The following is a 12,817-nucleotide window of genomic DNA, read 5'->3' on the forward strand; positions in this document are numbered from 1 at the left end:
TGCAGTCACAAAGATAATTTAATTTCGATGTCAATACGTGTCAGCGGCAGGGGCAAAACAAATTTATCCCATGTTTTTAGCGTGATGTGCGCGCCGTACCTGGCGCTGATTTGCCATAGGGGAGTGTTGCTTGTTTTGGAAAGCCAGAGCGAGCCTTTTTTGACTACGCCTGCCGGTCCGCGAGGGCCATCGAGAGCCATGCCTACAAAGCGGCCTTCGCGGAGCGGTGTAAGCAGGTGGCGTACGTTGGTGGCGCCGTGGGTGCTCGAACCGCGTGTGACACTGTAGCCGAGATTTTGTACGATGGTCGCGAAAAGGTCGCCGTCGCTGGACTCAGAAACGAGTGTGTGCACGCCCCAGTTTTTAAAGGCGGCGGCACTCGCGAGTAGATCTTGATGCCACACTCCAAGGATTCCCGGAGCAAACGACTCGGGCGTTTTGAGCCTGATGCGAAGGCTTTTAATCCAGAGGGTTACAAGAAATGCCTTGAACCTGACCTTGAAAGCGGGTTTAGCCATGCATAAAAGATAAAAAAATGCAAAAAATGCCCGGTTTGCCCTTGAAAAAGGGGATAAATTTACCTATATTGCGTTTCACTTTGGCGACGTACCCAAGTTGGTAAGGGGCGGCTCTGCAAAAGCCTTATTCATCAGTTCGAGTCTGATCGTTGCCTCTCAAAACTCCTTCTCACCCCGAGAAGGAGTTTTTTGATTCTGTTTATAATCGCTGTAGAATTGAGCGGTATTCGTGAGCAACAAAGCCCCTAGTATTAACTAGGGGCGGTTGCGACCTTTGGACACTTGGCCTTTTATACGACTCTTAGTGCTTTAGCACTTAGTGGAGTTATGCCCTTTGGGTAAGGCCTTAGTGTACATGGCCACCTTTAGGTGGGAGCGAGGCGATGTCACGTTTAATGAATGTTATAGAGCCGAATGGTCTATAGGATTTTTCCGGGGACGGCCACGGCCGCGTTTTACGGGAGTGCCGTCAGGCATCACGGTTGCTTCCGGGTGCTTTGCCTTAAAGAAGTTCTGAATCTTCTTGGCGCGTTCTTCGGCCTTTTGCTTGGCGAGGTCTGCTGCCGACACAATCACGGCCTTGGGCTTGTCGCCTCCCTTGATGCCAAATGATGCCTTGAGTACGCGGCCCGAGGCGGGCTTCGGGGTTTCCGAAATCATGGACTTGGGGGCGCTGTTCAAGGTCGCCTCTTTAAGCTTGTAGCTCGAAAAACTCGGGCTTTCTTGCGTGAAGGCGGTGCTCAGCATTTTCTGCTTTTCGGGCGGAAGTTCGCTCAATGCCGGGATTCCCGGAAGGGCGGTCTTGGGCTTGAAGTACAGGTCGCTTTGCTTGGGAATAGAGCCGAAAATCTCGTTGGCGATGTTCTGGGCTTCTTGGTATTCCTTCTGCTGCTTCTGGGCGAGGCGGTCTTTCTTGGAGGGCCTGGCGGCTCCGTTCTTGCGCTTGCCGCTGAAATCCTTCTTGATTCTTTCGGAATTCTGGATGATTTCTTCGTCGGTGAGGCCGCGGAGTTCCGGCGGAACTTCGATAATTTGGAGCGCAATGTTAGACAAATTCTGATCCATAAAACCCGATTTTTCGCCCTTTGAGGGCCTGTCAAGAGTGGAAAAAGTCATTTTATTGTAAAAAATGCGACCCAAATTTAAAAAAAATTGAAAAAAATGCTTGTCAAGACCTAGAAAAAAAATTTTTTTTGGACTATTTTTGTTATACATGCTTCGGTTTACTCAAGAAATATTACTTGCTCTCCGTGCTATCTCCAATGAAGAAGAAGCACATGAAATGTCTAAGAAGGCTCGAGAACAGTTCGATTTCCTTGGAATTCGCCTTGTTCCCCGCCGTGAGGTGACCTACCCCATATTCGACAAGTATCCTCCGAAAGATGGTGACGAATTGGTGGCTAGGGTTGAGGACATGTGGGCACAGCCGTATCGTGAAATCCAGTATGCGGCTTGCGACTACCTGTTCCGCCACAGAGTTCTGCTCGGTGGACAGCACCTTGCCTTCCTTAAAAAGTTAATCAAGACCCGTGCCTGGCGCGATACCGTCGATACGCTCGCCGCTTGCGTCCTGGGTGACTTGGCGCTCCGCCTCCCGGCGCTCCGTTCCAAGATTGCCTCCTGGATCCGCGACCCGAACGTGTGGGTGCGCCGCAGTGCGATCATTTTCCAGATTCAGTACAAGGATCGTACCGACTGGCCGCTGCTCAGACAGTTCTGCCTGACTTGCGCCAAGGACGACGATTACTACATCAGGAACGGTATCGGTCGTGCCCTTTCGGAATACGCCCGAATCAACCCGACCGAGGTTCGTCGCTTTGTGCAGGACAACACCTTTGCCGAGCAGACCGCCCAGGAAATCCTCCGTCTGATCTAAACGAATAAAGAAACATCTTTTAAGCAGCCTTCCTGTAAATCTTACGGGAAGGTTTTTTTTATGCAATTTCTTTCGTTGCCCATTTAAGATTTTTGTTGAAAAACTAAATTTACACCATGCGTTACGGTGACATTTCATTTTTCCAGAGCGGCGTGGCCGTTCCCCTCTTTAGCCTTTACAGCAAGCAGAGCATTGGTATCGGTGAATTCTTGGACCTGATTCCGTTTGCCCGCTGGACCGCTTTTTGTGATTTCAATATTATTCAGCTTTTGCCGGTGAACGACACGGGTGCCGAGTCGAGCCCCTATAGTGCTCGCAGCGCCTTTGCCTTGAACCCGGTGTTCATTAACGTGCAGTCTGTCGAAGGTTCTTCGGAATACGAAGACGAAATCCAGGCGGGCAAGGCCGATTTCGAAAAGTACGGCAAGATTGACTACTACAATATCTCGACTTGGAAGCGCTTGATTCTGCGCAAGATTTTTGACAACCGTTACGACGACCTGAAAAAAGACAAGGTGTTGCAGCGCTGGATCGACGACAATACTTGGGCAAAACCGTATTGCGTGTACTGCACCCTCAAGGCCCAGAACGATGAAAGAAGTTGGAAGGACTGGAAGAATTACCGCGATCCGACCGAAAAAGATATCGAGGCCCTCTGGAAAAAATTCCTGAAGGACAATCTGTTCCAGGCCTGGATGCAGTTCGAAGCCGAAAAGCAGTTCAGCGCTGCCGTAGCCGAAGTTTCTAAAATGGGAGTCCGCATCAAGGGTGACATTCCTATTCTGATTAACGAAGACAGTGCCGATGTGTGGGCCGACCGCAAGTACTTCTCGCTGGATGACCGCGCGGGCGCTCCTCCTGACATGTTCAGCTATACCGGCCAGAACTGGGGCTTCCCGACATACCGTTGGGACGTGATCGAAAAGGACAACTTTGTATGGTGGCGCCGTCGCCTGGCTCAGGCAAGCAAGTTCTACCATGCTTACCGTATTGACCACGTGCTTGGATTCTTCCGCATTTGGTCGATTCCGCAGCAAGAAGTGACTGGCATTCTGGGTTACTTTAACCCGTGCGTGCCGCTCACTTACGACAAGCTCGCTGCTGCAGGCTTTATGCGCGAAACGCTGGAATACCTGCGCCGCCCGAATTACGGCTTTGACCAGCTGCGCGAATTCCTGGGCGCCGATGCCGACCGCCTCGCTCCGGTTTGCTTTACCCAGCTCGAAGGTCATCCGGACCGCCTGATCCTCAAGCCGGAATACAGTTCCGAAAAGGCTATCCTTGGCATGAACGAACCGCAAGAGGTCAAGGACAAACTGCTCAAGGTTTACTGGAACCGCGTGTTTGTGCCCTCGGGCGACGAAAACAATTTCTACCCGTATTGGTACTGGTACAACGCACCGGTGCTCTTTACCTTGCCTGATTACGAACAGGAAAAGCTGCGTAACCTGATCAAGGAAAACGAGAATTCCCAGAATGGTTTGTGGGATGCCAATGCCACCAAGCTTTTGACGGTGCTTTCGCAGGAAACCGATATGTTGGTCTGCGCCGAAGATTTGGGTGCCGTGCCGCCTTGCGTGCCTGCCGTGCTCAAAAAGCTCAACATCCTGTCGCTGCGCATTGAACGCTGGGCCCGTAATTGGAATGCTCCGTATTCGCCGTACTACGAAATGGACGAATACCCGCGCCTGTCTGTGTGCGCCACGAGCTGCCACGATACTTCTAGCCTGCGTGGACTCTGGAAGGAACCTGATTTTGACCGCAACCTGTACTGGTCGCATGCACACCTGCCGGGCAATGCACCTGAAGAGGTGACGCCGTCGGTGGCCCGTGCGATTTTGAGCCACGTGTTTACGGCGAACAGCTTATTCTGCATTTTGCCGGTGCAAGACTACTTCGCCCTTTCGGCAAGCCTTTCCAAGTGCGCGCCCGAAGAAGAACGCGTGAACGTGCCGGGTACGGTGGGTGGCAAGAACTGGTGCTACCGCATGCCGTGTTCTGTGGAAGAACTGATGGATTACTCGTCGCTTGCCTCTGAAATCCGCATGCTCGTGGATGTGCGCAAGCGCCGCCCGATGTGGAATATCTAGGATGTTCGCTCCTGCTTGGGTTAAAGACGCGATCTTTTATCAGATTTTTCCGGACCGGTTTTGCCGTTCGGGGCGTTACCATGCAGTAGGCAAGTTCGTGGAGTGGGGGAGCAAGCCCACTCGCGAAAACATGTTCGGCGGGAACCTCGCGGGCATCGAAGACAAGCTGGAATACATTGCGGGCTTGGGTGTCAACGCGATTTACCTGTGCCCGATTTTCAAGAGCAATTCGAATCATCGTTACCACACGGTAGACTACTTCGAGATTGACCCGGTGCTCGGCACGCTCGAAGATTTTGATCGCTTGGTCAAGAAGGCGCACAAGCTAAAGCTGCGCGTGATTCTGGATGGCGTGTTCAACCATTGCTCCCGCGGATTCTTCCAGTTCAATAGCCTCATGGAATTGGGCGAGCATTCGCCGTATGTGGACTGGTTCCATGTGAAGGGCTGGCCGCTGAACGCCTATACCGACAAACCCAATTACGAATGCTGGTGGAACTTTCCGGCGCTCCCGAAGTTCAATACGGACTGTCCCGATGTGCGCGAATACCTTTTCTCGGTTGGCGAGTACTGGATGAAGCGCGGCATTGACGGCTGGCGCCTCGATGTTCCGAATGAAATTGACGACGATAGCTTTTGGCAGGAATTCCGCCGCCGCGTAAAGGCGGTGAATCCGGATGCCTACATTGTGGGCGAGATTTGGGATGACCCGATTCGCTGGCTGAAGGGCGACCAATTTGATGGCGTGATGAATTACATGTTCCGCAAGGCGGCGATGCAGTTCCTGTTCGACGAAAATCCGATTTCGATCAAGGAGTTTGGCGAACGTATGAGTCGCGCATTCCCTGAAGGTCGCGGCGATATTCCCATGAACCTGCTCGGGAGCCACGATACCACGCGCCTGATGTCGCAACCTTGCGCAAGCCTTGAACGAATCAAGCTCGCGTATGCGATCCTGTTCTTCTTGCCGGGTGCACCGTGTATTTATTATGGCGAAGAACTTTCGATGAAGGGCGGCAAGGATCCTGACAACCGCCGTAGCGTACCGTGGAGCAAGCTGGCCGAGATGCAGGCCAAGCCGTTATACGAGTTTATTAAACAAATGATTGCACTCCGCAACAAGAATGCGGTGCTTCGCGACGGCACGCTCGAAATCCGCTCTGCTGACAACGGATTTGCCATCGAGCGTACCCTCGGTAAAAAGACGATGACGCTCGTTGTGCTGCAAGACGGCACTGATTTTAAATTCAACATTGTTTGAAATATTCCTTTTTTCATGCATCAAAGGAGGTGCCGGGTCTGAGCCCGGCATGACAGTGGGCTGGAGTTTTCTCCAATTTAAAAGAAAAACTCTTCTTTTCGACGAAAAAAGGAGATCTCGGCTCAAGGCCGGGAAGACATGATGGCACAACTTTTTCTATCTTTGCGCGCAAAACTTACTGAATAATGCCTTATAGGGATTACAAATGAATAAGAAAAAATTCGGCATGCGAGAACTGATTATTCTCCTAGTCATTGTTTTGTCGGCCTACACGGTATGGCCTTCTATCCAGGTTCACACCAAGAAGGGCGAAGAAAAGCAGACCTTCCTCAAGGAAAATCCGAAGATTGGATCCAAGTCCATTAACTTCGGTTTGGACCTTGCTGGCGGTACGGCCATTACGCTCGAAATCGACAAGTCGAACGTCAAGGGCGACGATATCAAGGACATTCAGGAACAGTCCCTCGAAATCATCCGTAACCGCGTTGACCAGTACGGTCTTTCTGAACCGCAGATTTCTCCGTCCGGCGACGACCGAATCGTGGTTGAACTGGCAGGCGTGGATGACTCCACTGCAAAGGCTCTCGTGGGTTCGACCGCTAAGCTCGAATTCAAGATCCTGGCCGAAGCTGAAAAGTTTACGCAGGTTGTTGGCCTCATCGACCAGTACCTGACCCGCCAGACGACCGATATCGTGGCTGACTCCGCCGCAACGGATTCTACCGCCAAGGATTCTTCGGTCGCTAAGGTTGATTCCGCCAAGGATACGACTAAGGCCCTTTCCGATGACGAATTGCTCGGTAAGGCTCCTGCCGCTGAAGTCGCTGCTACCGATTCCGCCAAGGATTCTGCTGCAGTCGAGGCTCAACCGGCATCTGAGGTCGGCGTTGCCCTTTCCGCTTACTACATGAGCTTTGGTAACGGTGGCTTTATCGCTGAAGAAAATGTCGAAAAGGTCAAGAAGCTCCTCGCCACCGAAGGTGTGCAGAAGCTGATTCCGCGCGATGTTGCTTTCGCTTTCGGCAGCGGTCTCGAACCGGTGCAGCGTGATTCCAAGATCAAGGCCAAGCGTCTTTACCTCCTCAAGCGCCGCGCTGAAATGGCCGGTGACGATGTGGTCGATGCCCGTCCGTACCGCGTGTCTGACGGTGTGAGCGCCGGTGAAGTGGCTGTGAGCCTCAAGTTCGGTGGTATCGGTCCGAAAAAGTTCTCTGCTGTGACTGCCGCAAACATTGGCAAGCAGATGGCTATCGTGCTCGACAACCAGGTGATTTCTGCTCCGGTGATCCGCGACCGTATCCCGAACGGCGAAGCCCAGATTACGGGTCTCGACGACATGGCTGAAGCTAACCGCCTCTCCGTGGTGCTCCGCGCTGGTGCCCTGAAGGCCCCGATGAAGATTATTGAAAGCCGTAGCGTGGGTGCAACCCTCGGTGAAGAAAACATTGTGCAGGGCTTCGGTTCCGGTGCTATCGGTCTTATCCTCTGCTTGGTGTTCATGGTTGCTTACTACCGCCTCGGTGGTTTGATTGCAAGCTTCGGTATGGTGATCAACACTTTGGTGACCGCCGCCGTGATGTCTGTGTTTAACGCTACGTTGACCTTGCCGGGTATCGCAGGCTTCATCCTCGTGGTCGGTATGTCTCTCGACGCCAACGTGATTATTTACGAACGTATCCGTGAAGAACTCAAGAACGGCCTGACCGCCCGCGCCGCTGTGGCCAAGGGTTACGAACGCGCCTTCGGTGCCATCTTGGACTCCAACTTGACCACCGTGCTTACCGGCCTTATCCTTTATAAGATTGGTACCGGTTCTGTGAAGGGTTTCGGTCTTACTCTTACGATTGGTATTTTGACCTCCTTGTTCTGCGCTATCACGGTGACCCGCTCCATCTTGGATTGGAAGCTTGCTAAGCGCGACGCTACGACCCTTTCTATCGGTGGCGGCTTCAAGGCTATCAACGAAGCTAACCTCCAGATCATTCCGAACCGCCGTCGTTTCGGCCTCGTTTCCTTGATCCTCATTGTTGCTTCTATCGCCTTCATCGCTATCAAGGGCTTTGACTTCAGCATCGATTTCACTGGTGGTCAGGTTTATACCGTGCAGTACCAGGATAGCGAAAAGCATGAAAAGGATTTGAGCAAGGCTCTCTCTGCCGCCGGCATCTCTGGCACGAAGGTCCGTACCCTCGGTGGTACTTCTGCTAACTCTTACCAGATTAGCATGCGCGCCTCTGACGACGCCCAGTTCGAAGTTAAGATGGCTCAGGCCTTCGAAAAGGCCGGTCAGAAGTGCGAAATCGTCGCTAAGGACAATGTGGGTCCGACCATCGGTAAGGAACTCCGCTTCAACGCAATCCTTTCTGTGATTCTCGCATGGCTCGGCATTCTGATTTACGTGTGGTTCCGCTTCGGTAAGTTCGGTCTCGGCTTCGGTGTCGCTGCCGTGCTCGGCCTGGTGCACGATACCGTGATTACGCTCGGCTTCATCTCTGCCTTCGGTCTTTCCTTCGATGGCGCCTTGATTGCCTCGCTCCTCACCATGATCGGTTACTCTGTGAACGACACTATCGTGAACTTCGACCGTATTCGTGAAAACACTGCCGTGTATGGTTCCAGCAACTTCGCCGAAACCATCAACAAGTCTATGAACCAGTGCTTCAGCCGTACCATGGTGACCTCTCTCACGACCTTGTTCGTGTGCGTGATCCTCGCTGTGATGGGTGGTTCTTCCATCCGCGACTTCGGCTTGGTCCAGTGCTTCGGTATCCTTATCGGTACCTACTCTTCTGTGTGCATCTGCTCTCCGATCGTTCTGTGGTGGAGCAAGCGCTTCAAGAAGGGTGTGTAATTTAGCACTAAACTCAAAAAAAGCTTTAAAAAACCTCGGTTTTGCCGAGGTTTTTTCTATATTAGACCCCGTTCGATAAAGGGGGCTCCTATGCTCAAGAAGTACTACAAGATCGAATCGGGTCGCCTCGCTAGTGCCCCGAACGAAGACAGCGCCGACATCGTGATGATGGGTTCCTTGAGCCAAGAGCAACGTAGCGTGCTCGTTAAAGAGTACGAAATCACGGAACATACGATAGCCTCCGCATTCGACTCGGACGAACTTTCCCGTATCGAATACGACGACGACTTTACGACCATCGTGTTTAAGAAGCCGAAGAACTATTCCGCCAGCGACAACTTCCAGTTCCGCGTGGAATCTTTCGGTATCTTCATTTTTAAGGACTGGGTGCTTTTGCTGACCGACTCCGATATTCCGGTGATGGACGAAAAGCGCTTCTCCAAAATTGACAGCTTGAACACCTTTGTACTTCGTGTGTTGAGCTACGCTATTTTCCACTTTAACGAACACTTGAAGATTATCAACCGCATCAACGACGAGTTGGAACAGAAGCTGCGTACGGCCATGGAAAACAAGTACCTGCTTTCGATGTTCAGCTTGAATAAGGGCTTGATTTACTACGTGAGCGCCTTGAACAGCAACGACACGCTCCTGAAAAAGTTGCAGATTGGCCGCAGCCTGAACTGGAACGAAAACGAACGGGAACTGCTGGACGATATCGTGATTGAAAACCGTCAGAGCCTGCAGCAAGCTGAAATCTACGCCAACATTTTGACGTCCATGATGGATGCCCGCGCAAGCGTCATCAGCAACAACGTGAACACGCTGATGAAGAATTTGACCATCGTGACGATTTCTATTTCGCTCCCGACGTTCTTCGCTAGCTTGTTCGGTATGAACGTGAAGCTGCCCTTCGGTATGAATGGCGATGCGACGGTCGGTTCGCCCATGGCCTTCTGGTTGATTATTGCGGTGTGTATTCTCTCGGTGCTTGCGTTCCTCGCCTTCTGGATGCGGCGCAAGTAAAAAACTTGATATTCTGCACATTTGTTCACTAAAAAATAGACGGCTAGGCCGTCTTTTTCTATATTGCGCGGCATGACTAAGTCGATTGAAATCCGCGATGCGCATGAACATAACCTCCGCCATGTGAACCTTTCTATTCCCCGTGATTCGATTGTGGTGGTGACCGGCGTTTCGGGCTCGGGCAAGTCGAGTCTTGCGTTCGATACGGTGTTTCAGGAAGGCCAGCGCCGCTTTGTGGAGTCGCTCTCGGCGTATGCGCGCCAGTTCATTGGTCGCATGAAACACCCCGAGGTGGAAAGCGTGCGCGGCATTTCGCCGACGATTTCGATTGACCAGAAGACGGTGAACCGTAATCCGCGTTCGACGGTGGGTACGGTGGTAGAAATTTTGGACCATTACCGTTTGCTTTTTGCGCGCTTGGGCGTGCCGCATTGCCCTGATTGCGGGCGCGTGATCCAGGCACAGACGGTGGACCAGATTGTTGATAATTTGTATGTGAGCGACGAGGACAAGCAGATTACGGTGATGGCGCCGATTGTGCAGGAGCGCAAGGGTGAATACCGCAAGGAACTGGCCGAACTCAAGGAAAACGGCTTTGTGCGCGCCCGTGTGGACGGCACGATTTACCGCCTGGAAGATGTTCCCGCTCTCGTGCGTTACGAGAAGCATACCATCGAGGCGGTGATTGACCGCCTGACGCTTGAACGCAAGAACATGAGCCGTTTGCGCGAGGCGCTGGAAGGTGCGTTGAAGCTGACCGACGGAAAGCTCGTGAGTTTCTTGCTGGCTGCGGGTGGTTCGGGCAGGGATGGCGCCGGAGAGGGGAAGGAGGAATACCGCCTGCAGGGTACGCTGCTCGCTTGCCCGAAGTGTGGTATTTCTATTCCGGAATTGGAACCGCGATTCTTCAGCTTTAACGATCCGAAGGGCCGTTGCCCTGCCTGTAAGGGCATGGGCGAAAGCTACAAGTTCGATTTGGACTTGATTATCCCAGACAAGACGAAGTCTATCAAGGACGGCTGTATCGCGACCATCAAGAAAGATGATGGTACGTTGATTTTCAGCGATTTCGGTCGCCGCAACCTGCGTAACATTGCAAACGAGATGCATTTTTCGCTGGATACGCCGTGGAACAAGCTCAAGAAGGCGCAGCAGGATGCCGTATTGTACGGCACGCCGAGCGAATCGGAGCGCGGCATTATCCCGATTATGCAGGAACTGTGGGACATGTGGCACATTTTCCACTTCCGCAAGTACATGCAGATTGGCGTTTGCCCTGAATGCCATGGTACGCGAATTAACCGCACGGCGAATGCGGTCACGTTCCATGGTGTGAATCTGACCGAGATGACGGAATGGTCCGTCGAGAAGTCGGTGGAGTTCTTCAATAAAATTGACTTGTCCGAAAAGGAAAAGCGAATTGGCAAGGAAATTTTGAAGGAGATTCGCGGGCGACTTTCGTTCTTGAATGCGGTGGGGCTTGGCTACCTGAATATCAACCGCAAGGCGTCCACGCTTTCGGGCGGTGAAGCGCAACGAATTAGGCTTGCAAGTGCCGTGGGCGCCGGCCTGCAGGGTGTGCTTTACGTGCTTGACGAGCCGAGCATCGGGCTCCACCCCCGCGATAACGATAAGTTGCTCGGGATGTTGGAGCATTTGAGGGCGCAGGGCAACTCCCTGATTATCGTGGAACACGACGAAGATACCATGCGCCATGCGGACTGCGTGATTGACGTGGGGCCGGGTGCCGGCGTAGAGGGCGGTCGCGTGATTGCGGCGGGAACCGTCGAAGAACTGGAGAAGAATAAGGCTTCGCTGACGGGTGCTTATTTGAGCGGCCGCAAGGCGATTGAAATTCCTGCGACCCGCAAGAAGATTGACAAAAATACGCCGAAATTAAAGATTTGTGGTGCCGCCGAAAATAACCTCAAGAATATCGATGTGGAAATTCCGCTGGACGGTGCGCTGACGGTGGTGACGGGCGTTTCGGGCTCCGGCAAGAGTACGCTCATTAACCAGATTCTGCGCCGCGAATTGGCCCGTGTATTCTACAATTCTGAAGAACCGGTCGGCAAATTCGATCACCTGGAAGGCCTCGAGAATATCGACAAGGTGATTGAAATCGACCAGACGCCGATTGGCCGCACGCCGCGAAGCAACCCGGCGACCTATACCAAGATTTGGGACGATGTGCGCGACCTTTTCGCCAGCATGGAAGAAAGCAAGATTCGAGGTTACAGCAAGAGCCGTTTCAGCTTTAACGTGAAGGGCGGCCGCTGCGATGCCTGCGAAGGCGCGGGTGTGAAAATCGTGGACATGCATATTTTGCCGAGTGTGCAGGTGACTTGCGATGTGTGCGGCGGCAAGCGCTTTAATGATGCTACGCGCGAAGTCTATTATAAGGGCAAGAACGTTTCTGAAATTCTCGACTTGAGCATCGCCGATGCGGCAGAATTTTTCAAGGATATCCCGAAGATTGCGCAGCCGCTGAACTTGTTGGTGGAAGTGGGCCTCGGCTATTTGACTCTGGGGCAGCCTTCAACGACATTGAGCGGGGGAGAGGCGCAGCGTATCAAGATTGCTTCTGAATTGCGTCGACCGGGTACAGGCAAGACGCTTTACCTGCTCGACGAACCGACGACGGGCTTGCATTTTGAAGATATCCGCAAGCTCATGGATTGCCTGAATCGCCTGCGTAGTCTCGGTAACAGCGTCGTGATTATTGAACATAATCTGGATGTGATTAAGTGCGCTGACTGGATTATCGACTTGGGCCCGGATGCGGGTATTCATGGCGGTAAAATCATTGCGACGGGTACGCCGGAGCAGATTGCCAAATGCAAGAAGTCCGAGACGGGTAAGTACCTTGCGCCGGTGCTTGCGAAAAAGCATGGTGAAAATCATCACTTTGACCGTACGCTCAAAGGCGGCGAAGATTTGTCGCTGGATATTGAGGTGCATGGCGCCCGCAAGCATAACCTCAAGAACATTGATGTGACGATTCCGCGGCACAAGCTCACGGTAGTGACGGGTGTTTCGGGTTCCGGAAAATCGAGCCTCGCTTTCCATACGCTCTTTAGCGAAGGCCAGCGCCGCTTCGTTGAAACTTTAAGCACGTATGCCCGCCGATTCCTCGGACGTCCTGACCACGGAAGCATCGATTCCATTTCGGGCCTCGCGCCGGCAATTGCCATC

The 12,817-nt window shown here is 52.7% G+C and carries 8 protein-coding genes and 1 tRNA gene; 7 read left to right on the top strand and 2 right to left on the bottom strand.

Going from position 1 to position 12,817, the window contains the following annotated elements; genetic code table 11:
* Positions 1-5: 5 nt before the first annotated feature.
* Entirely contained in the window at positions 6-518 is a 513-nt protein-coding gene (locus tag QZN53_RS02290) for a DUF374 domain-containing protein (RefSeq protein WP_294651236.1), read from the bottom strand.
* An 82-nt stretch (positions 519-600) separates the two neighbouring features.
* Between QZN53_RS02290 and QZN53_RS02295 the strand changes: the two genes are divergently transcribed.
* Positions 601-673, top strand: a tRNA-Cys gene (locus tag QZN53_RS02295).
* A 247-nt stretch (positions 674-920) separates the two neighbouring features.
* Here the strand turns inward: QZN53_RS02295 and QZN53_RS02300 are convergent.
* Entirely contained in the window at positions 921-1,583 is a 663-nt protein-coding gene (locus QZN53_RS02300) for a hypothetical protein (RefSeq protein ID WP_163437175.1), read from the bottom strand.
* A gap of 148 nt (positions 1,584-1,731) precedes the next feature.
* Between QZN53_RS02300 and QZN53_RS02305 the strand changes: the two genes are divergently transcribed.
* The 6 genes from QZN53_RS02305 to uvrA all read left to right on the top strand — a co-directional run.
* Positions 1,732-2,394: a DNA alkylation repair protein gene (locus QZN53_RS02305; RefSeq protein WP_073058164.1), complete on the top strand. Its 663-nt coding sequence runs from the start codon at positions 1,732-1,734 to the stop codon at positions 2,392-2,394.
* 116 nt (positions 2,395-2,510) lie between these two features.
* A complete protein-coding gene (locus QZN53_RS02310; protein WP_163437177.1) occupies positions 2,511-4,484 on the top strand; it encodes a 4-alpha-glucanotransferase in 1,974 nt (657 codons plus the stop codon).
* 1 nt (position 4,485) lies between these two features.
* Entirely contained in the window at positions 4,486-5,745 is a 1,260-nt protein-coding gene (locus QZN53_RS02315; protein WP_163437179.1) for a glycoside hydrolase family 13 protein, read from the top strand.
* Between the two features lie 205 nt (positions 5,746-5,950).
* Positions 5,951-8,596: a protein translocase subunit SecD gene (gene secD, locus QZN53_RS02320; protein ID WP_163437180.1), complete on the top strand. Its 2,646-nt coding sequence runs from the start codon at positions 5,951-5,953 to the stop codon at positions 8,594-8,596.
* 90 nt (positions 8,597-8,686) lie between these two features.
* Positions 8,687-9,622, top strand: coding sequence for a magnesium transporter CorA family protein (locus tag QZN53_RS02325; RefSeq protein ID WP_088627228.1), 936 nt, complete (start codon positions 8,687-8,689; stop codon positions 9,620-9,622).
* A gap of 72 nt (positions 9,623-9,694) precedes the next feature.
* Positions 9,695-12,817: excinuclease ABC subunit UvrA (gene uvrA, locus QZN53_RS02330; RefSeq protein ID WP_163437182.1), on the top strand; the 3,123-nt coding region annotated here is incomplete at its 3' end.

Origin of the sequence: uncultured Fibrobacter sp., from assembly GCF_900316465.1 — a bacterium.
Lineage (GTDB): Bacteria > Fibrobacterota > Fibrobacteria > Fibrobacterales > Fibrobacteraceae > Fibrobacter.